At 64.1% G+C, this 23,752-nt stretch carries 22 protein-coding genes; 9 read left to right on the top strand and 13 right to left on the bottom strand.

The features are described 5' to 3' along the window. Position 1: 1 nt before the first annotated feature. From AADX97_RS12880 to AADX97_RS12840, 9 genes are all read right to left on the bottom strand, one after another. A complete protein-coding gene (locus tag AADX97_RS12880) occupies positions 2-1,174 on the bottom strand; it encodes a PLP-dependent aspartate aminotransferase family protein (protein ID WP_374235491.1) in 1,173 nt (390 codons plus the stop codon). Positions 1,175-1,253: 79 nt separating this feature from the next. Beyond that, positions 1,254-2,435, bottom strand: a complete 1,182-nt coding sequence (locus AADX97_RS12875; RefSeq protein ID WP_374235492.1) for a cysteine desulfurase family protein — start codon at positions 2,433-2,435, stop codon at positions 1,254-1,256. A 66-nt stretch (positions 2,436-2,501) separates the two neighbouring features. After that, positions 2,502-2,849 carry a DsrE/DsrF/TusD sulfur relay family protein gene (locus tag AADX97_RS12870; RefSeq protein WP_374235493.1) on the bottom strand — a complete coding sequence of 116 codons (348 nt, stop codon included), beginning with the start codon at positions 2,847-2,849 and terminating at the stop codon, positions 2,502-2,504. Between the two features lie 138 nt (positions 2,850-2,987). Beyond that, a complete protein-coding gene (locus tag AADX97_RS12865) occupies positions 2,988-3,827 on the bottom strand; it encodes a sterol desaturase family protein (RefSeq protein ID WP_374235563.1) in 840 nt (279 codons plus the stop codon). 194 nt (positions 3,828-4,021) lie between these two features. Further along, on the bottom strand, positions 4,022-4,279 hold the full coding sequence (locus AADX97_RS12860; protein WP_374235494.1) for a hypothetical protein: 258 nt from the start codon (positions 4,277-4,279) through the stop codon (positions 4,022-4,024). 25 nt (positions 4,280-4,304) lie between these two features. Further along, entirely contained in the window at positions 4,305-5,033 is a 729-nt protein-coding gene (locus AADX97_RS12855; protein WP_374235495.1) for a sulfite exporter TauE/SafE family protein, read from the bottom strand. Between the two features lie 22 nt (positions 5,034-5,055). After that, positions 5,056-5,289, bottom strand: a complete 234-nt coding sequence (locus AADX97_RS12850; RefSeq protein ID WP_374235496.1) for a hypothetical protein — start codon at positions 5,287-5,289, stop codon at positions 5,056-5,058. A gap of 62 nt (positions 5,290-5,351) precedes the next feature. Continuing rightward, positions 5,352-6,293: an MBL fold metallo-hydrolase gene (locus tag AADX97_RS12845; protein ID WP_374235497.1), complete on the bottom strand. Its 942-nt coding sequence runs from the start codon at positions 6,291-6,293 to the stop codon at positions 5,352-5,354. Positions 6,294-6,429: 136 nt separating this feature from the next. After that, positions 6,430-6,900 carry a rhodanese-like domain-containing protein gene (locus AADX97_RS12840; protein ID WP_374235498.1) on the bottom strand — a complete coding sequence of 157 codons (471 nt, stop codon included), beginning with the start codon at positions 6,898-6,900 and terminating at the stop codon, positions 6,430-6,432. A 458-nt stretch (positions 6,901-7,358) separates the two neighbouring features. Here AADX97_RS12840 and AADX97_RS12835 point away from each other — a divergent pair, with 458 nt between their 5' ends. Beyond that, entirely contained in the window at positions 7,359-8,066 is a 708-nt protein-coding gene (locus AADX97_RS12835; protein WP_374235499.1) for an ArsR/SmtB family transcription factor, read from the top strand. Between the two features lie 74 nt (positions 8,067-8,140). On the opposite strand, the gene AADX97_RS12830 is transcribed toward AADX97_RS12835, so the two are convergent. Beyond that, positions 8,141-8,806, bottom strand: a complete 666-nt coding sequence (locus tag AADX97_RS12830) for a DoxX family protein (protein WP_374235500.1) — start codon at positions 8,804-8,806, stop codon at positions 8,141-8,143. An 87-nt stretch (positions 8,807-8,893) separates the two neighbouring features. Continuing rightward, positions 8,894-9,844, bottom strand: a complete 951-nt coding sequence (locus tag AADX97_RS12825) for a DUF3179 domain-containing protein (protein ID WP_374235501.1) — start codon at positions 9,842-9,844, stop codon at positions 8,894-8,896. A gap of 388 nt (positions 9,845-10,232) precedes the next feature. On the opposite strand from AADX97_RS12825, the gene AADX97_RS12820 reads away from it, so the two are divergent. The 8 genes from AADX97_RS12820 to AADX97_RS12785 all read left to right on the top strand — a co-directional run bounded on the left by AADX97_RS12820 (position 10,233) and on the right by AADX97_RS12785 (position 20,336). Beyond that, positions 10,233-10,757: a sigma-70 family RNA polymerase sigma factor gene (locus tag AADX97_RS12820; protein WP_374235502.1), complete on the top strand. Its 525-nt coding sequence runs from the start codon at positions 10,233-10,235 to the stop codon at positions 10,755-10,757. Next, the gene (locus AADX97_RS12815) at positions 10,754-11,215 is read left to right on the top strand and encodes a response regulator (protein ID WP_374235503.1); all 462 of its coding nucleotides are present in this window, start codon (positions 10,754-10,756) and stop codon (positions 11,213-11,215) included. Before AADX97_RS12820 ends, AADX97_RS12815 begins: the two co-directional genes overlap by 4 nt. A 16-nt stretch (positions 11,216-11,231) precedes the next feature. After that, positions 11,232-11,699, top strand: a complete 468-nt coding sequence (locus AADX97_RS12810; protein WP_374235504.1) for a DUF302 domain-containing protein — start codon at positions 11,232-11,234, stop codon at positions 11,697-11,699. Positions 11,700-11,774: 75 nt separating this feature from the next. Continuing rightward, positions 11,775-12,632, top strand: a complete 858-nt coding sequence (locus AADX97_RS12805) for a DUF692 domain-containing protein (protein WP_374235505.1) — start codon at positions 11,775-11,777, stop codon at positions 12,630-12,632. Continuing rightward, positions 12,625-13,404, top strand: coding sequence for a DUF2063 domain-containing protein (locus AADX97_RS12800; RefSeq protein ID WP_374235506.1), 780 nt, complete (start codon positions 12,625-12,627; stop codon positions 13,402-13,404). The genes AADX97_RS12805 and AADX97_RS12800 overlap by 8 nt, the downstream gene beginning before the upstream one ends. A 132-nt stretch (positions 13,405-13,536) precedes the next feature. Then, positions 13,537-15,495: an ATP-binding protein gene (locus AADX97_RS12795; protein ID WP_374235507.1), complete on the top strand. Its 1,959-nt coding sequence runs from the start codon at positions 13,537-13,539 to the stop codon at positions 15,493-15,495. A 175-nt stretch (positions 15,496-15,670) separates the two neighbouring features. Beyond that, a complete protein-coding gene (locus AADX97_RS12790; protein WP_374235508.1) occupies positions 15,671-16,573 on the top strand; it encodes an acyl-CoA dehydrogenase family protein in 903 nt (300 codons plus the stop codon). Between the two features lie 541 nt (positions 16,574-17,114). Further along, on the top strand, positions 17,115-20,336 hold the full coding sequence (locus tag AADX97_RS12785) for a PAS domain S-box protein (protein ID WP_374238725.1): 3,222 nt from the start codon (positions 17,115-17,117) through the stop codon (positions 20,334-20,336). Between the two features lie 555 nt (positions 20,337-20,891). Here the strand turns inward: AADX97_RS12785 and narL are convergent. Both narL and AADX97_RS12775 read right to left on the bottom strand, forming a co-directional pair. Then, entirely contained in the window at positions 20,892-21,566 is a 675-nt protein-coding gene (narL, locus tag AADX97_RS12780; RefSeq protein ID WP_374235509.1) for a two-component system response regulator NarL, read from the bottom strand. After that, positions 21,563-23,539, bottom strand: a complete 1,977-nt coding sequence (locus tag AADX97_RS12775) for a histidine kinase (protein ID WP_374235510.1) — start codon at positions 23,537-23,539, stop codon at positions 21,563-21,565. Before AADX97_RS12775 ends, narL begins: the two co-directional genes overlap by 4 nt. Between the last annotated feature and the right edge of the window lie 213 nt (positions 23,540-23,752).

Here is a 23,752-nt window from a genome sequence, read left to right as displayed (position 1 = left end):
ATCAGCCGAGCGCTTGGTGCAGATCGGCGATCAGGTCCTCAGGGTCCTCCAATCCGATGGAGAGTCGCAGCATGGCGTCTGAGATGCCACGTCGGGCGCGTTCCTCGGGGGTGAGGCCATGATGGGTCGTGGTGCAAGGCTGGGTGACCAGGCTCTCGACACCGCCGAGGCTGGGGGCGAGCGCAAACAGCTCGAGGCGATCGGCAACCGCGGTGGCCGCCGCGCCGTCGCCGGCGATCTCGATGGTCAGCATCCCCCCGAATCCGCTCATCTGCCGCGCCGCGAGGGCATGGCCGGGACAGGACGCAAGGCCCGGATAGAGGACGCGGGCGACCCGCGGATGAGCCTCCATCGCCCGGGCGACCACCAGCGCGGATGCCGACTGTTGCCTCACCCGCACGACCAGGCTGCGCAGACTGCGCGCCAGCAGGGCGGCCGTCTCGGGTGCGGGCATCTGTCCGAGGTTCTTGCGCCAGTTCCACACCGGGTCCAACAGGGCCCGCGACCCCATCAGCGCACCGGCGGTCAGGTCGCTGTGCCCGCCCAGATATTTGGTCGCGCTATGCACGACCAGATCGGCGCCGAGCGCCAGCGGCTGCTGATTGACCGGCGAAGCGAAGGTGTTGTCGACGACGAGCAGAGCGCCCCGGGCATGGATCTGCTCGGCCAACGCGGCGATGTCGAAGACCTCCAGGGCTGGGTTGGTGGGCGTTTCGAGGAAGACCAGGCGGGCGCCCTCTGCGAGGAGTCCGTCGAGCTGCTCGAGCTCGTGGCCGAGCAGGAGATGGGTCGGGATTCCGAGCAGCGGCAATTGCTGACCGATCAGCTCCAGGGTGCCGCCGTAGGCATCCCCGATACAGACGATGCCCTCGCGACCGTGAGCGAAGAAGAGCGCGGACTCCGCCGCCATGCCGGAGGCGAAGGCCAGCGCGGCCTCGGCGCCTTCCAAGGCCGCCAGCTTCTCCTCCAAGGCGAGGATGCTGGGGTTCAGCCCGTAGCGCGTATAGAGGCTGCCGGCGACCCGTCCCTCGACGACATCAAGCAGCGCCGCGGTCGAGGGGAAGGCGAAGGTCGTAGTGGTGTAGATCGGCGTATGGGGGCTGCCGTGCGGATCGGTGCGCTCGCCGGCATGGACGCAGCGGGTGGCCAGGCTGATCTGTATGGGTGCGGACATGGGCTCTCTCGTTGGGGTGTCGGGATCGGTCGAGGCACAGCTCGGGCACTCCCGTTGCGCCGAGCGACAATGCAAGGGATTAGAGCCGTGTCGGCAGGCACTGCACAACCGCATCGACCTCCTCGTCGGTCGTCTCGCGCCCCAGACTGAAGCGAACCGCCCCGCGGGCAACCGGATCCGAGATACCCATGGCTTGAAGCACCTGCGACGGCACGGATTTTCCCGAATGGCATGCCGAGCCGGCGGATGCGGCCACGCCGTCCAGTCCGGCCAGGATCTCGCCGCCCCGGGCGCCGATGAAGGAGCAGTTGAGCGTATTGGGAAGGCGCAGATCCGGATGGCCGTTGAGCACGACGCCCGTGCCGAAACGGGCCGCGATCCCGCTCCAGAGACGGTCCCGGAGCGCGGTGATCCGGGGCATCTCGGAGAGATCTGCGGCGAGGCGGCAGGCAGCGCCCAGAGCCGTCGTCAAGAGCGCGCTCTCGGTGCCGGCGCGGCGCCCGCCCTCGTGTCCCGCGCCATGCAGAAGGGGCTCGAGGGACGTGCCGGCGCGCACATACAGGGCACCGACCCCTTTGGGTGCATAGAGCTTGTGACCGGCGATGCTGAGCAGGTCGACCCCGAGCTGATCGACAGGGGTCGGAATCTTGCCGACGGATTGCGCGGCATCCGTGTGGCAGGGGATCCCGTGCTCGCGCGCGATAGCCGCGCACTCGGCGATCGGCTGGATGGTGCCCACCTCGTTGTTGGCGTGCATCAGGCTGATCAGGATGGTCTCGGGTCGGATCGCCCGGCGCAGGTCGTCCGGATCGAGCAGTCCCTGTCCGTCGACCGGGAGCCAGGTGACTCGAGCGCCCAAGCCTTCCAAGAAGCGCATCGGCGCGGCGATGGCCGGATGCTCGATCCGGCTCGTGATCAGATGTGACTTCGCGTGACGCGCGGCAAAGAAGATCCCCTTCAGGGCGAGGTTGTTGGACTCGGTCCCGCCGCTGGTGAAGACAATCTCTTGCGGTGCGCAGCCGAGCAGCGCGGCGACCTCCGCGCGCGCCTGCTCGACCAACGTCCGTGCCGGTGCGCCGGCCCAATGCAGGCTGGACGGATTGCCGAAGGCATCCGCCATTGCTGCCTGCATCGCCTGCGCAACGGCCGGGGCGACCGGCGTGCTGGCGTTGTAGTCGAGGTAAGGCGAATACCGGAAACCCTCATACCAACGGCGTAGGTTGTGCCGAGCCGCGCGAGGCACAACCAACCGTCGGAACAAGTTGTGCTTCCTATCGTCAGCACAACCTACGGGTATGGAAGTTTGCGGAAATCACCTAAATTCGGGTCAAAACACCAAGACCCGATCCGCCGCCAAGGTCGCTTCGGCCAGCTCGTCCATGGTGCTGCGGCGGGTGCCCTCGATCAGCTCGGCATCACTGATTCCGCGTGCATCCAAGCAGGTGCCGCAGAGCAGGACATCGCCGCCGCGCGCGACCGCCTTCACCATCAGCTCGAGGTTGTAGTAGCCCTGCGGCACCTTCTGCCCGGACTTGGCGCAGGCGACGGCATCGGCCATGAGAAAGACGGTGACATGAGTGTCCTTCCCGGCGAGTGACTTGGCGAGGCGCAGGCCGTTGAAGCTGCGCTCCGTGCCGTAGGGCGGATCGTTGAGGATAAACAGAACCTTGGACATGGGTTACTCCTGGGGTGGTGTTGCGGTGCCCGGGCAGACGGGTGTCTGTCCGGATGCCGGTGGACAAGCGAGAGCGCAGTCCACCAGCGCCGGCGCGGGGCTCGGTGGACTGCGCTCTCGCTCGTCCACCCTACGACCCTACGACACGACTTGATCGACGTGATCGGTGTGATGATGACGACCTGACTCCGCATCCGGCGGCTGATCGTCCCAGCGCCGCCGATTGATCGCATAGTCGGTCACCTGTCCGATGAAGGGCAGCACCAGCATCCCGTCGAGACGATCGACCCGGCGCGGATCGCGGTGGTCGCGAATCCCGATCGTCATGCCCTCGTGGCCGGCCCGCGGCTGGTCACGGTAGGTGCCGAGCAGGCGATCCCACCAGGACAGGTTGAAGCCGAAGTTGGAGTTGGTCTCGTCGTCCTCGATCGAGTGATGGACGCGGTGCATGTCGGGCGTGACGACGAGCCAGCGCAAGACGCGGTCGACCCCGAGCGGCAGACGCACGTTGGCATGGTTGAACATGGCCATGCCGTTGAGGATGACCTCGAAGAGGATGACGGCCGCCACCGGCGGGCCGAGCGCGGCGATGGTCGCGAACTTGATCATCATCGAGAGGACGATCTCGATCGGGTGAAAACGCGCGCCCGTGGTCAGATCGTAGTCCAGGTCGGCATGATGGACCCGGTGCAGCCGCCACAGCGCGGGCACGGCATGGAACAACACGTGCTGCGCCCAGATCACGAAGTCGAGCACGACGACGGCGAGGAGCACCGCGAGCCAGCCCGGCACGTCGATCGCGTTGAGCAACCCCCAACCCTGCGCGCTCGTAAAGAGCGCCATTCCGACCGCAGCCGCAGGAAACAGAATGCGCAGCAAGAGCGTATTCAAGACGACCAGCCCGAGGTTGCTGCTCCAGCGTTGCAGTCGGGTCAGGGTCCGGGCGCGGCGCGGGGCGCGAACCTCCCAGATCGCCATGAGCGCGAAGATGCCGAAGAAGAACGCGAGACGGATCGTCGCCTCGTGGGTCTGGATGAAGCTGTCCAAAGGGTTGTGCCTCCGACTGCCGGGATGGCTTGATGAGATCGATATTGGCAGATCGGCGTTCAACTATCAACCGTATCGTTGAATGTTTTCGCCTGCCGACTCAGCGGACTTTTCCGGTCTCGGAATCATCTATGTCCGGTCCGGATGCGGCAGAAGCCATCCCGCTGTTCGGCCGAACCCGCTCGCTCGACGACATCAAGCATGGAATGATCCGCGCCAAGGGCGTCTATGACGAGCCGCGCATCCATTTTGGTGATGGTCGCGCAGCCCTTGGACTGATAGCCGATCTTTGAGACAAAAGTGTTGCCGATGAGATCGAGGTTCGGCAGCAGCGTCTTGTTGTCGATGCCGGCGAGCCGAGTCGTGATCGAGCAGACCTTCATGCCCGGAGGGGCTCGACGAAACCGCTCAGGCAAGCCGGGGGAAAAGGAGCAGCTGCAATCCGATGAGGCATAGGAAGACCGCAACGACAGAACGGAAGCGCGCCTGTGGAATACGCTCGACGACGCGCTCGGCGACCTTCGCGCCGGCGAAGGAGACGGGAACGAGCAGCAACAGTCCCCAAAGGAGGCGCGGACTCAAGGTCGCGCCCTCCCAGGCGTACGCGGCGAGCCGGCCGCTATCGACGACGATCCCGATGGCGCCCGCGGTCGCGATGTAGACGGCCTTCGGAAGATCGAATGTCGCTAAAAAGGCACCCCGCACCGCGCCGCCGATGCCGAAGACGCCCGCACTGAAGCCGTACAGGGTGCCCCCGGCGATGGCCGTCGCACTCGTCTGCGGCACCTTGAACCTGTTCCTGACAAACAAGAGGATCACGTAGGCGAGCAACACGGCTCCGAGTACGCGGGACAAGAGCGTCTCTGGAATCCGGAAGACCAGGAGGCCGCCCAGAACGGTCGCGACGATGCCTGGAATTCCGAACTTCAGGATCAGGCCCCAACGCAGTCCCTGCCGGAACAGCCCCATCTTCCAGATGTTCCCGAACCAATGGACGATGCCGACCAGCAACAGGGCTTGGGTGAGCGGATAGAACGACGCCAGCACCGGCACCATAAGTGTCGATGTGCCAAACCCTGTCAGGGTGCCGAGGCCAGCAGCGACGAAGGTGAGCAGTGCAATGAGGACCAGATCCATGCCGAGCTCCGGTCGGCCTCGCTTAGTTTGGGCGCTGATAGCGGATCGGGCGAAACGGATACATGCCGCCCGGGATGGCGATCAGGTTGAACACCGGATTGGTCGCAGAGACCGCTGGAATGGCGAACCCGAGCACCGCGATCCGGAACGGCACCAACAGGAAGGCGCCGGAATTACCAACCAGGCTGGTGAAGAAGGCGATGATCAGCGCCGCCAGCCAGGGCCATGTCTCCACGCCCGAGACCGGAAACAGCACGGGCTCATGGGCGATCCTTGGGCCGACAGGTTGCTTGGAGTGCGGATATCGGCACCGTTACGTTACTCCCATTCCATCTCCTGGAACACCTGCTGGGCATTACGGCCCTTAAGGGTTGCGTAATCCTCCAGGTGGGCGAAACCGGACTGGTCCAGGCTGCCGATTTGCGTGATGTCGCCGCCGGCCTCCATGAAGGCGTCGACCGTCTCGCGCAGCAAGACCAGGTAGTCGAGCGTCGCGGCGCGCGCCTCGGCGAGGTCGGTGGCCGAGCCGTGTCCCGGGACGACGACCTTGGGCTCGAGCGCGGCCATGGTCTCGAAAGCCTCGATCCAGTGCGCGCTGTTGGAATAGGGCATGACGCCGAGCAGGCGTCCGACATAGACCAGATCCCCGCTGAAGACGACGCCCTCCTCCGGCAGCCAGACCAGGCTGTCGCCCGGCGTATGGGCCGGGCCGACCATGCGCAGCTCCAAGCGCGTGCCGCCGAGGGTGAAGCTCATGTCGTCGACGAAGGTCTCGTCGGCGTAGACCGCCTCGGTGCCGGCCATGCCGTCCGCGCCCACCAAGTTGCCCAGCATCAGCATCTGCTCTTGCGAGCGCGCGCGCTGATCCTCGACCGCCGCGGCGCTGGCGATGATGCGCGCGCCGCGCTGCTTGAAGTGGCCGTTGCCCAGCCAGCGGTGGTCCTGACCGCCGGTGTTGATCACCACCTTGACCGGCTGATCGGTCACCTGATCGATGAGCGCATCGATCGCCTCAGCGCCCTTGGCGCTGCCACCGGCATCGATCAGCACCACGCCGGCGTTGGTCACCACGAAACCGAAGGTCGCGTTGTTGCCCAGGTTCTCGGGCGTGCGATTGCCGAACGGACCAACGATGGCGTAGATGCGGTCGCTGATCGGCTGCAGGCGCAGGCCGGCGTCCTGGTCCGCCGCCGGCGCGACGCTGGCGAGCGCCAGGAGCGCCGACAGCATCAGCCGGGACAGCAGCGTTGGATTAAGCATGGGTGTCTCCTGACCATTCGAGTGATGTCAGCAAGGGTGTCGCTGGGTTTGGATCAAGTCGATCCACGCGCACCTTCATCCCGATGCAGCGACGAGCTGTCACCAAGGACGAGCTGTCATCAAGCAGGCAGTGTCGTCAGGACGCGCCGGCCCCCGCAGCAGCCTCGATGGACCGTTGGTTGGCCTCGAAGCCGCCCTTGGCCTTCCAGCCGACCAAGCCGTCTTGCAGGATGCGCACATTGTCCCAGCCCAACAGACGTAGCGCGAAGCCCGCCTGCGCCGACAGCGAGCCGGTGTTGCAGTAGATGATCACGGGCTGGTCGCGCGGGATCTCATCACGCCGCGCTACGACCTGGCGCCACTCGATGTTGGTCGCCCCGGGAATGTGATCGGCCTCGAATTGCGCCGCATCGCGGGCATCGATGACCAAGATGTCGGGCCAGTCCTCGGCCGGAATCTGCTCGGGCAGGATGATGCTCGAGCCGTATTCGGTGAACTCCAGGTACTCTTCCATGGCATCGGCCAGGGCCGAGCTGTCATCGGCTTGGAGCGGGGCGGCCAGCAGGGACAGGGCCGCGCATGCGGCGACGAGAGGCTTGGTCATCATGGTTTATCACTCCAGTGGTGATGGCGGCGGTGCCGCGACGTCATTGCAACCGGGCCAGGGTGGTCCGGGCGTCCGCCTCGGGCTCGGGCCGGTTAAGCGCGCAAACCCTCAACCTCATCGTTGATCATACGGTTGACGTCTGTCAATCTCCCAACGCCTCATAGCGGTCAATGGCGCATGAGATCGATCCAGGTTGGCGCGCGCGTCGATGATCGCGCGACCGGCAAGCTGGCGGAGTTCTGTCCCCATGCCCGGTTGATCCACATCGATAATGACCGGGCTGTCTACGTGCCGTAGGGTCCGCTGGCAGGAAAGTCTGCGCGGTCTGCAAGAAACAGGCGCATCGAAACGGGAGGCGTCTGTCGCCTCCATCGGCCTGCCGGGACGTATACTGACCGCTCGCCGAACCTCGAATGACCCCGCCGTCGAGCCGTCATCTGCATTGGAGCACGTTGGACATGCCCAAAGCCCGCACCCCTCATCGGGCCTCCGAGCCACATCCCGAGCCGATCTCCGAGAAGGCCCCCAAACAGGCCCTGTTCGAGCATCTGGCACTCATCGCCCGCGGTCTCGCGAGTGCCGCGCGCCTGGAGTTACTGGATTTTCTGGCGCAGGGCGAGCGCAACGTCGAAGATTTGGCACGGGCCGCAGGTCTCTCGATCGCCAACACCTCCAAGCATCTGCAGCAGCTCAAAGGGGCGAGCCTCGTGACCCCGCGGCGCGACGGCAAGCACATCTACTACGCACTGGCCGACGAGCGAGTACTGGATGCGATCGCCACGCTGCGGCGACTCGCCGAGACCCATCAGGAGGCCGTCGCCGAACTGATCGCAAGCTACCTCAAGCAGCGCGATGCGCTGGAACCGATCCCTGCGGACGAGCTGCTGGCGCGCGCCCGCGACGGTCTGGTGACGGTTATCGACGTGCGCCCTCCGCAGGAGTATGCCCAAGGGCATCTGGTGGGTGCACTGAACGTCCCGCTCGATCAGTTGGAGAGCCGATTCGGCGAGCTGCCGGAAGATCGCGAGGTGGTCGCCTACTGCCGGGGCCCCTGGTGCGTCCTGTCCTTCGAAGCCGTGGCACGCTTGCGCGAAGCCGGTTTTCAGGCGAGGCGGATGCAGGACGGTCTGCCCGAGTGGCGCCGGGCGGGATTGCCGGTCGACTAGGGCTGAGCGCGCATCCGCGTCATCGCCGCCGGCACGCGCGGGCCGCCATGACGATCTCCGCTCGAAGCGGGTGCTTACCCAATACGCGTCGTCGCTGCTGCCCGTCTGCCCCCGAAGCTCGCCTCGACAGACCGCTCGGACACTGCCCCGGCGAAGCGACGCGCCAACCAGAAGTCGACGCTCAGATAGCGCCCGGCGCCGATGAAGAAGAGCGCGAGCAGCATGATGAAGTAGGTCGCGGCGAACTCGATGCCGTTGTTCAAGATCACCAGGCTGCCGTTCTCGGTGAGCCAGCTGTAATTGCCGTGCTCGCGCAGGATGTCCTTGGCGCGGTCGAGGCGCTCGATGGCGCCGATCGTGCGGTCGTTTGCGAAGAACGACCCGGCCCCCTCGGCGATGGCGAGCCAGCCGTTCTGCCAATGCACGGTCACGGCGGCGACGACCATGGTGATCATCAGCGGAACCGAGATCCAGCGCACGCCCAGGCCGATGACCAGCAGGATCGCACCCAGAACCTCGGTACCTGCGGCAAGGAAGGCCAGGAGCGCCGGGAACGGCAGACCCAGGCCCCAGTCGGGGTTACCAAACCATTGCACGGTGCTGTCGAAGTCGGCGAATTTCTTGGTCCCGGCCATCCAGAAGACCGGGGCCAGATAGAGCCGCAGGGCCAGCGGGGCCAGAAAATCCAGTGCGCGGGTGGTGTCGAGCAAGACTTGGAGTCGGCGTGCGAGCGTGATCATGGGGAGGTCCTCATCGAGTTGGATTGGGTTGGGTTGGGTTTGGTTTGGTTTGGTTTGTCGGGCTGTCGGGCAAGCCGCGGCGCACGGTCAAGGCCGGCGAGCCGCGGTAAAGATCTCGGTCTGCGGATGGAAGGCGTACCAGGCGAACCAAAAGCCCGTGATGGCGGGCAGTTGATACCCTTTGTCGTCGTAGGCGGTCGCGCTTGCGTTGACCGGATCGAAGCTCACGAGGAGATCGCGGCCGTTGACCCGGTCGCGAATCGCGCCCCCGCCGTGTTTGGAGAGTTCGGCGAAGGGATAGGCCTTGAAGGTCCCGTCGATCTCGAGGCCCAGCACGCGTTCCTTGGGGTGGTAGCGCTTGGAGCTGGCACTGACCGGGAAGTAGAGTCCGCGCTCCTGCGCATAACCGCCGTAGGGGTCGCGACTGTAGTCGCGTGAGTGCCCGGTATCGGTCGAGAGCACCAGGGTCGTCGGATGGGCCTCGCGCCAGGCGCGCCAGGTGGTGTCGGTCATGGGCAAGGCGCTCAGACGTTGGCCCTTCATCGGACCGGTGACCGCCTCTTTCTTGATCTGGCTCCAGAGCGATTCGGTGCCGCGGTCGTAGAGCAGGACGTCGCTGTTGTAGAGCAGGCCCGAGACGCCGAACTCCATCCGCCGGCCATCCACTTGCGCGTCGAAGACAATGCCGGTGCCGCACAACGGGCAATAGGTGACGGCGACCGCCCTCTCGCCGATCCGATCGTTGACGATCTCGTGCCAGTTGAGGATGCCGATGGGATAGGCGCGCGCCTCGCCGCCCAGATTCAGACCGAGGATCCGGTCCTCGGGTGCCAGAAAATCGGCGTGCGCGGCGGGGACGAATGCGGGATCCGTCAGGGCCGGAATGCCGTCGCGCGGCGGGCCGCCGGCATGGATCTCGTCGGCCGGCACCAGGCTGCCGCGCAGATCGAAGGCGTTCTCGGCCATGACCGCTGCGGTTGCGACGATCAACAGGAGTGCAAGCGGGATTCGTGACGGTTTCGTGTGAATAGACAGCATGAGGGGTTTACCTCGCAGGGTTGCGGGATCTTCTCGAAGATTCTCGGGGGATAGGACCCGACTCGGGATCGGTCTCTTTCGCGACGCGTCGGGATGCGCGCACCGGCGGAGATCGCGATTCGGGAGCGCGTCTGCTCCGGCACACGGGCGTGTACCCGATTCCGTAGATCACGCGAATCGAGCCATCCCGGGCCGGATGCGGTCGCGGAGACGCGACGAATCGTGACAGGACGCGCGACGGGGCCGGGCGTCGTCACGATTCGTTACAACGCTTCGTTCAAGCGAATCCGGGCGTCCCTAATAAAAACGCTTTTCTTTCGAAGCGATAGAGACTGGCACGACAAATGGCAGTGTTTCGGCGACTCCACCCCATCGCCGGACCATCGCCATGAACACCGCACTCTCCGAAACCGCCCTGCCCCGGACAACACCCGAGACGCCCGGCTTCGCCGCGCTGGTACAAGCTTACGGGAGGGATCTGCATCGCTATGCCTACAGACTCTCGGGCAACCTCCACACCGCCGAGGATCTCGTGCAGGAGACGCTGCTACGGGCCTGGCGCTCGCTGGATACGCTGCAGAACCGCGACGCGGTGAAGGGCTGGCTCTTCACGATCGTGCGGCGCGAGAACGCCCGCCGCTTCCAGCGCGTCCAAGGCCAGGTCTCGGACATCCCGACCGAGGAGCTGCCCGACAGCCATGTCACCTACGACACCTCCACCGAGGCCTTCGTCCTGCGTCGCGCCATCCGGGAGCTGCCCGTCGAGTATCGCGAGCCGCTCGTCCTGCAGGTGCTCCACGGCTTGTCGCAGCAGGAGATCGCCGATCGACTCGGCCTGACCTCGGCCGGCGTGGGGACGCGCCTGTTTCGGGCGCGCCAAAAGCTGCGCGCCTCCTTGGGGGAACGGGGATGAGCCCCGCCGATGCTGTCGACCGATTCACCGCTTGTTGCGGTCGCCGGCCGCGTGTCCTGCTCGTCGAGGACGATCGCGCCTTGGGCCGGATGCTGACCTGGACCTTCGAGGAGCACGGCGCCCGTCCCCTGGTCGCGCGCACCTGCACCGCGGCGCGGACGATCGCCGCCGCAGCCGGCTTCGACTTAGCCTTGGTGGATGCGGATCTGCCCGACGGCGACGGGGTGATGCTCGCCGAGGCGCTGCGGGCCGACCACCCCGCCGCTCGGGTGGCGATCTACAGCGGCCGCCACGGCATCGGCGCGGGCAGGCATCTGCCGCCGGGCGTCGATGCGGTCTTGATCAAGCCGGTGCCGATACGATTATTGTTGGAACTGATGGACACCGTCTGCCGAACGGCACCGGACGTGGTGCCCGCGATCAGGCACACTCGGGATGCGGCGACGCGCCCGCGCTGACCGGAGCACCGAACACATGCAGAAACTCGGATTTCTCGGCCTCGTCTTGATCTTGTTCTCACCCGCGTCTTGGACACTTGCCGGCGACGGACCGAGCAATGGCCTGGTGGCGACAACCAGCCCGCACGGGGTCGCCGAGACGGCGGATCGTGCCGAGGCCGCCATCGCCGAGCGCGGTCTCGGGGTCTTCGCCCGCATCGACCATGCGGCCGGAGCCACCAAAGCAGGTCTGGAACTGCCGCCGACCGAGCTGCTGATCTTCGGCAATCCGACGGCCGGCACGCGACTGATGCACTGCAACGCGACGGTCGCGATCGATCTCCCGCTGAAGCTGCTGATTTGGGAAGGGGCCGACGGTGTGACGCAGGTGGCCTACAACGCCCCGGCCTGGCTCGATACCCGGCACGGCCTCGGCGCCTGTGCGGCGGTTTTGAAGAATATCGACACCGTGCTGGCCGAGATCGTCGCGGCCGCCGTCGAGTAGATCCCGACTGAAAGAACGTCTCCGAGCGCGCGGTCTTCATCTGTATCACGATTCCAACCGGAGCCCATTGACGGCATGACTCCAGAACCTTTCCCCGTTCACGGCGCCGGTCTCGGCCTGCGGCGCACCTTTCTGAGTGCGCTGGCGGAGCGGCCTCCCGAGGAGGTCGACTTCTACGAGATCGCCCCGGAGAACTGGATCGGCATGGGCGGCGTGAACGCGCGCCGCCTGCGCGCGTTGACCGAGCGCCATCCGTTCGTCTGTCACGGACTCTCGCTCTCGATCGGCGCCCCGACCCCGCTCGACCTGCACTTCGTGCGGCAGGTCAAGTCGTTTCTCGACGACCACGGGATCCGCGCCTACACCGAGCATCTGAGCTATTGCTCCGACGACGGCCACCTCTACGACCTCCTGCCCATCCCCTTTACCGATGAGGCCGTCCGGCATGTCGCCGGACGCGTCCGTCAGGTGCAGGAGATCCTGGAGCGACGCATCGCCCTGGAGAACGTCTCCTACTACGGCGCGCCGGGGCAAGAGATGTCGGAGATCGACTTCATCAACGCCGTACTGACCGAGGCCGACTGCGACCTGCTGCTCGACGTGAACAATATCCATGTCAACGCCGTCAATCACGGCTACGACCCACGCGCCTTCCTGGCCGCCCTGCCGGGGGAGCGCATCCGCTACGGGCATATCGCCGGGCACTATGTGGAGGCCGAGGATCTGCGGGTCGACACCCACGGCGCGGACCTCATCGACCCGGTGTGGGAGCTGCTGGATCTGGCCTATACCTGCTTCGGGGTCTTCCCCACGCTCTTGGAGCGTGACTTCAACATCCCGCCCTTGGACGGGCTGGTTTGCGAGGTCGCTCGGATCAAACAGATCCAACAGGTCCATGCGGCGCGATCGGTGCGGAGCGCGGCCGATGCCTGAGCAAGCCGATGTCATCCAACCCGATTTCATCCAACGCCAGCGCGCCTTCGCGGCGCATCTGCGCGATCCGATACGGGTCCCGAGACCGGAGGATGTCGAGGATCGCCGCATGGCGATTTATCGCGACCTGGTGTTCAACAACGTCTCGGCCTTGCTTTCAGGCAACTTTCCGGTGATTCGCCGGATCCTGCCCGACGCGCACTGGAACGAGCTGATACGGGACTTCTTCGTCCGTCACCGCGCCAAGACGCCGCTCTTCCTCGAGCTGGGACAGGAATTTCTAGACTTTCTGCAAACCTCGCGCACGGGCGATCCTCGAGATCCACCCTTTCTCCTGGAGCTGGCGCACTACGAATGGGTCGAGCTGGCCTTGCAGATCAGCGATGCGGACCCGGACTGCACCCGCATCGATCCGAGCGGCGACCTGCTCGAGGGTCGCCCGGCGCTCACGCCGCTGGCCTGGAATCTGAGCTATCGCTTCCCGGTCCATCGCATCGGGCCGGACTGCCGACCGGATGCGCCGCCGCCGGAACCGACCCATCTGGTGGTCTATCGTACGCCGGACGACGACATCGCCTTTCTCGAAATCAACGCCGTGACGCAGCGCCTGTTGATCTTACTCGAGGAGGAAACCCCGCGGACGGGGCGCCAGGTCCTGAGCCGAATCGCCGAGGAGCTCGGCCACCCCGATCCGGATCGGATCATCGTCTTCGGGGCCGGATTGATGGAGGATCTGCGCACCAAGGGGATGCTGCTCGGAACGCAGCGCTGATCGACACGCCCGCCGGCATCCCCATGCCGACATTGGCGCCGAAAGTCGCCCCGCCCCGTTCATCCGTTCCGGTCGGACGCCCGCGATGCTCTCGACCCTTCGCCGCTTCGCGGATCAACAACAATCCTCGGCATGACCCTTCAACAACGCCTCTCCAGCCTAGGCTTTCAGCTCACCGCCGGCTTCCTCGGCCTGGTCCTGCTCTTTGCCGGTGCGGGCCTCTACGCCGTCGGCGCCTTTCAGCGCCAGTTGGCCTACGACGCCCTGGTCGAGATCGCCGGGCGGCTCGAGCTCGCCGCCGAGCAGATCCATGCCCAAGCGATGAACTACGAGCAGAACGCCCCGCGCGACTATCCGACCTACTACCGCGATGTCCGACTCTACTACCGGGATCTGACGACCCACGTCGCGACCTTCGATCAGGTTGTCGACGCCTTCATGAAGGGCGATTTCAGCCACGAGGTGCCGACCCCGTTACCCTGGATGATGCCGCGCCTGGGCGGCGGCGTGACGCTCGCCATCCGGGACTTGGAGCAGACCTGGGAGGGCTGGCGCGGCGCGCTCTTCGAGGCGATCGGCGAGGACACCGAGGAGCCGCGTCTGGAATGGGCGGCCGAGCACGTCATCGCCGAGCATGCCGTCCTCGGCGATGCCACCGCGACGCTGACACAGGCCCTGCGCGACTGGACCGCAAGCGAGTATCGCAAGGTGGTCCAGGGCGCGCTTGCCCTGGCGGTCGTCGTGGCCCTAGTCGCGGTCGCTCTGCTGATCGTGTTGCATTATCGGGTCCTGGCGCCGCTGCGGCGCACCATCGCCGGCTTCCAACGCGTCGCCGACGGCGATTTCGGGCATCGCACGCCGGTGGAGGGCAGCACCGAGATCCGGGAGCTGACCGGCAGCTTCAACCGCCTGTCGGTCCGGCTCGATCTGCTGCATCAGCTCATTCGACGTCTGCAGCAAGGCAGCGATCTCGACGAGCTGGTCGCGTTCTTGAGCGGCGAGTTTCGGGATCTGCTCGGGTTCGACTGGATCGGGGTGGTCTTCATCGACGATGCCCGCGCCAACGCGCATGTCGAGACCGGTTGGCTGGACGGCAGGCCGCAGCCGAGCGATCGACGGCTTTACCGCTTGCAGGGCACGCTCCTGGAATCCGCGCTGGCCGACGCCGCGCCCCTCCATGTCGCCGATGCCGTCGGCCGGGTGCGCGAGAATCCGGCCTACGAGTTTCTCGGTCACCTGGTCGCGCTCGGCATGCGTGACGCGATCTTCCTGCCGCTCACCGCACAAACGCAGACGCCCGTCCCGGCGGTGGTGGTGTTCGCGACCCGTCGTCCCGAGGGCTTCGATGGCGCGCGGCGGCGTCTCCTGGGCAACATCGCACAGCTCTTGACCCAGGCGTTCGGACGCACCGCCCGCTTCGCCGAGCAAGGCCGTCTCGCCGCCATCGGGGAGTTCGCCTCGGGCATCGCCCACGAGCTGCGTACCCCGCTCACGACGGTGTCCATGGCGCTGGAGTCGCTCGCCGGACTGGCGCTGGACGAGCGTGCGCAGCGGCGCATCGCGTTGGGCGCGGGCGAGGCCGAGCGGATGCGGCGTCTGCTCGAAGACATGCTCCTCTACACCAAGCCGCTGAGTCTCGATCTGCAGGCGGTCGATGTCGTCTCCACCCTCGCCGACTTCGTCGCGGGCTACGCGGACGGCGACCCGGGACGCCCGCTTCGACTCATATCGACGCCGACCACGGCACACATCCTCGCCGACGAAGATCGCCTGCGACAGATCCTCGTCAACCTGACCGACAACGCCTGTCAGGCCGCACCCGAGGGCACGCCGGTCACCTGGCACGTCGAGGAGCAGACACCGGAGCAGCGCATCCTGCTGCGCGTGCACAACGACGGCGAACCGATCCCGGCGCACCTGCTCGCGCATCTCACCGAGCCCTTCTTCAGCACCAAGACCAACGGCACCGGGCTGGGCCTCGCCATCGTGCGGCGCCTCGTCGAGCAGCACGGCGGTGAGATGCGCATCGCCTCCGATCCGCAGACGGGCACCGAGGTCCGGCTGAGCTTTCCGGCCTTAACACCGGATTGAACGCGATTCGCGCGGCGGCAAGAGGCCGAGACGACCGCAACACCTGTGGAGTTGCCGTCGTCTGAAAGATTGCCGCGCCGCGAACGGTCTTCAGCAATGTGGCCGATACGGTTCCGGACAGGCGGGAAACCCCCGATGACCGCAACCGGAATCGATGCCGCATCGGGAGACTGCCATGACCTCGTTGATCGTCGTTGCCGGCGCGTGCGGATGGGTCGTTCTGATGGTCGCCTATACCCCTTGGCGGCGTCGCTGGCTGACGCGGCCGCTGCTGGGGCGCTTCCGCCAAGTCCTGCCGCAACTCTCACCCACCGAACAGCAGGCGCTGGACGCCGGAACCGTCGGTTGGGACGGTGAACTGTTCGCCGGCCGTCCGGACTGGTCGCGGCTCTTGAGCACGCCTGCCCCGCAGCTGTCCGCCGCCGAGCAGGCCTTCGTCGACGGACCACTGCAGACGCTCTGCCGGATGATCGACGATTGGCGTGTCACCCACCGCGACCACGACCTTTCGCCCGAGGCGTGGGCCTACATCAAGGCACAGGGCTTCTTCGGCCTGATCATTCCGCGCGCGTACGGCGGACTGGAATTCTCCAATGCGGCGCATTCCGCGGTGGTGATGACACTCGCCACCCGCAGCATCACCGCGGCCGTGACGGTGATGGTTCCGAACTCGCTCGGCCCGGCCAAGCTCTTGCTGCACTACGGCACGGACGAGCAAAAGGACCACTATCTGCCGCGTCTGGCCCGCGGCGTCGAAATCCCCTGTTTCGCGTTGACCGGCCCGCAGGCCGGATCGGGCGCCGGCGCGATCCCGGATACCGGCGTGGTCTGCCGGGGTCGTTGGCACGACCGCGAGGTCCGCGGACTGCAGCTCGATTTGGAGAAGCGCTACGGGGGCCGGGTCTTTCTTTTTGCTCATAAGGCAAGACGAACCGAAAATGCACGTCTGCTCAGGCCGCTACAGCGGTCGTTCGGGGAGAGATCGCAGCTGTCCGGATCGGATCTTAAGCCCGCGCCCGGGCTCAGGATCGTCGGTGACCGCAACGCTTCCGAAGCCGCCGCCGACCGCTCGGGTTAGCGACGGCCGGAACACGCGCTTTGCCGACGCTGGGGGTGACGCTTCCGATAGGCCGGTCACGACCCGAAGCCGACACTGGATCGAGGCGTAACGTCAACGACAATCCACCGCAGAGCTGATGCGGCAAGCGTCGTGCTCGTCATGCCTGAGGTACCGCTCGCTTTCGCCTGCGGACCGCCAGCCTGCGACGATGCTTCCGCGCCGGTGTCGGATAGGGATCTCCTCACCCACTCCACAGCAAGTTGTCCGCCGAGTTATCCACGGCGTCGCCAAAGCCAAAGCTCAACCCCGATGGCGCAGATCACTGGACATGCCACAAATGTTTGTTTAAACATAGCTGAAAAACAGGACTGGCGCTCTGGGCATTGAGCATCAAGGTGCCCTGCTTGGTCCGGGTCCAGAACAGGCTCAAGTAGAACGATCCGCCTCTGTCTCTGGCGAAGAAAGCGATTCAGGAGTTCTACGGTAGTGGAGAGCTGTCATACGGGGTGCCGACTGGTCGTCGCACACTAAGGCCAAGCTCGTTAGCTAAAGGAGAAGGCTGATCGCTACTCAATGCACACATCACGAACAAAACACTCTGCTAGCGCTTGAACGTCGCTTTCAGGCCACCTTTGAGCAGGCCGCCGTGGGTATTGCCCATGTCGCACCCGATGGTTCGTGGCTGCGGGTCAATCAGAAGGTCTGCGACATCATCGGGTATTCCCGAGACGAGCTGCTGACAAAGACCTTTCAGGACATCACCCATCCGGACGATCTTAACGCCGACGTCGCGTATGTCGGTCGGATGCTGGCCGGCGACATCGAAAACTACGCCATGGAGAAGCGGTACATTCGCAAGGATGGCTCCTTCGTCTGGATCAACCTCACGGTCGGGCTGGTCTCCAAGCCTGATGGGACGCCGGATTTCTTCGTCTCGATCATTGAGGACATCGACCGCCGCAAGGAGGCCGAAACAGCCCTACGCGAGAGCGAGGCACGCTGGAAGCGCTTGGTCGATCACCTTCCCGATGTCATCTATCAATATTCGTCAAAGCGGGGCGGCCTCTACTGTTCACGCCAGGTCGAGCGTGTTTTCGGCGTCTCTCCGGATTACCTGCTCGCCCATCCGACGCACTGGCCCGAGTCGATTCATCCTGATGACCAGTCCCTTGTGCAACGCGCCCTTGACAACTTGCGCACAGGGACAGCCTTCGCCATTGAATATCGAATCAAAGATGATCACGGCAACTGGCACTGGTTGTACGACCGTTCCATTGCCCATCGGATGACCGACGGCGAACTGCTGATCGAAGGGCTGGCCACCGACATCACAGAGAGCAAGCGGCAAGCACAGGCGCTGATCGAGGCGCAGACGCAATTTCAGGAGATTACCAACAGCGTTCCCGGCGCCATTTTCCAATATGTCCTGCACGTCGATGGCAGCGACGCGCTCGCGAACATGACGCTGGGCTGTCGTGAGATCTGGGAGATTTCCGCTGAGGAACTCATCAACGACCCATCGCCTCTCTGGGATGCCGTGCTCGCGGACGACATCACGGGATTGGCTAAATCCATCGAACAGTCAGCCAAGACCCTGGGATTCTGGAAACACGAATGGCGCATCAGAACCCCATCGGGGATTCTGAAATGGCTCAGCGGGACTGGCATGCCGACGCGTCTCGAGAACGGTGATATTCAGTGGAACAGCGTCGTTATTGATGTGACCCAGCAACGCCACATCCAAAATGCGTTTGATAGCTTTTTCGACCAGCAGATGAGCTTGAACATGATCGTTGACTTAAAAGGAACCATCCTTCAAGTCAACCCGCTTTGGGAGCAGACGCTGGGCTACACCCGAGACGAACTCATCGGAACGCATTTCATCGACTATGTGCACCCGGACGATCGACAAAGGACCCGGGATGAAACAGGAAATATCGCAGAGCAAGGATGCGGTTCCGGCCGCTTCGAGAATCGGTATCGGCATAAAGATGGAGGCTACCGTCTCATCTCCTGGTCCTCCCGGATCTCTTTCGATGAAGGCTTGATCTATGCGATTGCCACGGACATTACCGAAAGCCGTCAAGCGGAGGAGAAGCTACTCCAGGCGGCAACGGTCTTCAACAGCACTGCCGAAGGGGTGATGGTCACGGACCTCAACGGGATTATCCAGGATGTCAATGGGGCTTTTCTCTCCATCACGGGTTACGACAAGCACGAGGTCATTGGTAAGAATCCACGCATCCTGCAGTCCGGGCGCCATGACCACCTCTTTTACCAGACCATGTGGCGTACGCTTCGAGAGACCGGACACTGGCGCGGCGAGATTTGGAACCGGCGCAAAGACGGTGACGCGTATCCCGTGCTCATGAGCATCAGCACGATCTGGGATGACCAAAAGCAACCGCGAGGCTATGTCGGTATCTTCACCGATATCACGGCGATCAAGGAACATCAGGACCGACTCGACTATCTGGCACACCACGACCCGTTGACGGGACTGCCCAACCGGTTGCTGTTCGACTCCCGACTAAGCCAGAGCATACGCCATGCGACCCGCGCAGGTTCGACACTCGCGGTGGTCTTTGTTGACCTTGATCGATTCAAGCACATCAACGACAGCATGGGCCACGCGGCAGGTGACGCCCTGCTGATTCAGATTGCAGAGCGGCTGCTCCACGCAATCCGGGCCGTCGATACCCTAGCGCGAATCAGCGGCGACGAGTTTGTCATCCTGCTCGAAGACATCGGTGGGCCGGAAAATGCCGCTCACGTGGTTGGCAGCTTGTTGGATAGCTTTGCCCCGTCATTCCAGGTAGACAACCGTGAAATCACCATGAAGGCAAGTATGGGTATCAGTCTGTTTCCCCAGGATGCATCAGATCCATCAACGCTCTTGGCCAATGCCGACGCGGCCATGTACAAGGCCAAGGAGGCTGGGCGCAACACCTACCTGTTCTACTCCGAAGAATTCACCACCCAGGCATTTGAGTACATATTCCTCGAAAATGCCTTGCGGCATGCGCTCACGCACGAGCAATTCTATCTCGTCTATCAACCTCAGGTCCGATTAGATAACGAGGACGTCGTGGGTATGGAGGTGCTCCTGCGCTGGCTACATCCGGACCAGGGCATCATCTCCCCGCTTCGCTTCATTCCGATTGCCGAACACTGCGGCTTGATCCGTGACATTGGGCGATGGGTGCTGATGTCGGCCTGCCAACAAGGTCGGTCTTGGTTGGATGCTGGACTCCCCGTAGGACGGATGTCGGTAAACGTCGCCGGACCGCAATTCCAGCACGAGCACTTTGTCGATGAAGTGACCCAGATCCTGGAGCGAACCGGCTTCCCCCCGCAGCATCTCACCTTGGAGATCACCGAAACCTTTGTGATGGGTCACGCCGACAAGTCCATCCACAAACTGAAACAAGTCCGACAACTGGACATCGAGGTGGCGATCGACGATTTCGGAACGGGGTACTCTTCTTTGAGTTACCTCAAAAAACTGCCTATTGACAAGTTAAAGATCGACCAGTCGTTCGTGCGTGATATTCCCCGCGACTCAGATGACGTCGCCATTGCAGAGGCGATCATCGCCTTGGGTAAAGCCCTCAATTTACAAGTGATTGCCGAAGGCATTGAGACGCTGGAGCAGGTCGAGTTCTTCAAAAGCCACATCGGCATGGAAGGTCAGGGCTATCATTTCGCTCGCCCGATGGAGGCCGCGAAGATGCAGCAGTATCTGACTAGGAAGTTGCGCCTACCCAGGATACGCGACTAAAAAAGTTCATACAGTTAACTGTTGAACGAGACCCTTGAACACATTCCGCCATTTCAGTATTGAGACGGCAGCGGGCACAAGCCTATGCCAAACCTTGGGAGGGAGATAGGGATGCTTAAACAGAATTTCTATTCTTACCAAACGTCAGAGAAAGCATATTGGAGGAGCAAACGTCACGGTAGGCATGTGGAGGGACCGCTTCTGGCCGAAACCAGCCCACATGCATGGCTTGCTATTGCAGGATTTGATGCCAGAGTGAGCCGCGATCTCAAGGGTGCGAACGCTAGCAGTGATGCCTGAAGTCGGGTGGTGTCGATCTGCTAGGTTTGACTCAAAGTCCGCGAACAACCCGAAAATCCGTGATGCTGCGCGCCTGATGACCTAGGCGCGGGACCACGTGTGTGTTTACGAGCCGCTGCAATGCTATCAGCAAGGCCGACTCAGTGCGGCCGTCGCACGTGGTTCCGCTGGCCTTTTCCGCGATCACGATGTCGCAGCCGGCCACGCAAGGCGGCCTTGCCCGAGTAGCCGGACCAGCCGAACGCGCGTCAGCGATCAATCCTCGCGTGACGCGGCGATTCGCACAGCCCAGACCGCGACCTCAACGCGGGTCTTCAGGTTGAGCTTTTTGAACAGATGCTTGACATGGACCTTGACGGTGCCGGGCGACAGATTCAACTCGCGCGCAATCAGCTTATTGCTGAACCCTTCGGCAATCAGCGACAGAACCTCCCGTTCACGAGGGGTCAGGCCGGCCTCATCAGGGCGCACGGGGAGCCCGTCGTGGCGAAGCGCGCGTGCGATCAGCTCCGTCAGCCGGTGGCTGATCACCACGCGACCACGCCCGGCTGCGAGCAGGTTCTCCAGGATCTCCTCCGGCTCCATGTCTTTGAGCAGGTAGCCGTCTGCACCGCCACGTAGCGCGGCGATCACGTCCTCCTCGGCGTCCGAGACGGTGAGCATCACCACGCGGGCGTCGAGGTCGGTCCGTCGCAGGCGCTCCAGGGTCTGTATCCCGGTCATCCCCTTCATGTTCAGGTCGAGCAGGATCAGGTCAGGGCGGGTGGCGATGGCGATCCGCACTCCGCTCTCGCCGTCACCGGCCTCGCCGACCAGGATCAGCTCCGGGGCCATCGCGATCAGGTCGGCCAAACCTTTGCGAAACAGCGGATGGTCATCAATGACGACCACAGCGATGCGGGGCGGGGGCGGCTCGCGTGCGGTGGTCATGGCGGTGTGATCGCGGTCGGATGGTGCTCGCCCTGAGCCGGCGACCGGCTCGGGAATCGGAGCTGTACCCGCGTTCCGCGATGCAATCCGGGCCCGATCTCGATGGCGCCGCCGAGGCTGGCAGCGCGCTCGCGCATGATCTGCAGACCGTAGTGTCCGGCCGGGATGGTCAGCGCTGGGATGCCGCGTCCATTGTCCTCGATCGTCACCAGGATTTCGTCCTCCACGGCTGTTAAGCGCAGTGAAGCCCGCGCCGCTCCGGCATGGCGGAACACGTTCGACAACGCCTCGCGCACGATCTGTAGCACATGGATCTCCTCGTTGGGAGTGAGCAGCAGGGCAGCGAGGCGATTGTCCAGGCTGATCTGGGTTTCTCCGCGCGCACGATACTCTGTGACGGTCGCATTGAGCGCGGCATTGAGTCCACGGTCGTCCACCTTGAGCCGAAACGTGGTCAGGAGCTCGCGCAACTGACTGTACGCATTACTGATTCCGTCGCGCAGATCGGCCAACACCTCGCGTGCCTGCGCCGGGTCGGCGTTTGTTTCCGCGGCCAGGCGCGCATCCAGGCGGGCCGCCTGGATCTTGAGGTACGAGAGCGACTGAGCTAGTGAGTCATGCAGCTCGCGCGCGATGGTGGTGCGTTCCTCGTAGACCGACAGGCGTCGTGCGTCGCGTTGGCGCTGGTGCAGACCCAGCGCGGTGCCGATGCGTGCCGCCAGGGACGTCAGGAGCCGCCGTTGCCGGAGTGGGATGTCCCTGCAGTCGCCCGGGTCGACGATCATGACGCCGAGCTCCTGGCCTTGATTGGTCACCGGAAAGAAAGCGCAGTGGCGCACATCGCCCAACGCGGTCCCCAACGCGGCCGCGGTATGAGCCGGGATCTGGGCCTGAGCAGAATCGTGTTCTTGAGCATCGGCGTTTGAATCGTCCAGACCGCCAGCGTGTGACTCTGCACCGCATGGACTGCGATTGCCAAGGGCGCTGATTCGATGAAGATCCTCACCTTTATCGGGATCATGCCACAACGCCAGGCTAACGCCCTGGAGGCCCAACTTGCCCTGAATCTCTGCGAGCACGCATTCGAAAAGGGGTCGTGAGACTGCTGATTCGTGGAGTCGCTTGCCGACCCGATACAGAAGCTCCAGCGACTGGTTGGCCTGCTCCAGGTCTTGTGTCCTGTCGGCGACGCGCTCTTCAAGACCGGCATAGAGCCTGGCCAGATCCTCTGCCATGCGATTGATGGCCTCGCCCAGTCGTCCCAGCTCATCTGCGCCGGTAAAGGGTGTCCGTCGGCTGAAATCGCCGCGCCGCGACGAATCCGCGCAGCGCAGCAGCTCGCCGAGCGGGACAATCACGCGATGCCGGACCAGGATCATGGTGATCAGCACCGCCACCAGGGTCAACGCAAGGGCGACGATCTGCACCAGGCGTAGCATCGCGATTCGCCCCTCGGCCACCGCCTCTAGTCGACCGACGAGGTCGTCGATCTGCTCGACGAAGCGGTCGACCTGCAGGTGATACGACAGGGCGGCCAGACCCTCGGCCGGGCGTGCTCCGGCCGGCTCTCGAAGCTGCTCAATGTTCAGGTACAGCGCAGGGTGCATCTGTTCGGCCCAGGTCCAGCGGACCCCTTCATATGCTGCGCGCACCGGATCCCCGGCGGCGAGCGGAATTGCATGCGTGAGCCGAGGACTGGCAAGACGTTGCTCGAACTCCGCCACAAGAGCCGAGACCTGGTCGGCGCGTTGTCGGGCGGGAACGCTGGACTCCGCCAACACCATGCCGATGCGGTAGGACTGCATGCGCAGTGAGCCCGACTGATTGACCGCGGACGCGAGGCCCTCGGTGGTTTGCGCGACAACCCCGGTGATGAGCATGCTGAGGATGCCCAAAAGCAGGATCAGGCTCATCAGCAGACCGACACTGATCAAAAGTGACCGGTGGAGCAGGGATGGCAAGACAGATCGCATCGCTACCGCCTGGGCCATACCTGTTCGCGCTCAGCCGACTGGGCCGTCATAAAGGGGTACCACCAAAGCGCCAAAGCCGCCGATTAAAACCGCGCGCAGCTGTAATCAAAACCGCCTAATACGAACATTTTCAGTGTGATCAGAGTGTACTGCGACTACCACCAAAGAGGTAGGTCGACCTCATCGCGCTCAGGTGTATGCCACTTGTTACGA

It is taken from the genome of Thiocapsa sp. C2-2m (assembly GCF_041903745.1).
Taxonomy (GTDB): Bacteria; Pseudomonadota; Gammaproteobacteria; order Chromatiales; family Chromatiaceae; genus Thiocapsa; species Thiocapsa roseilacustris.
This window is presented reverse-complemented; position numbering and strand designations above follow the sequence as displayed.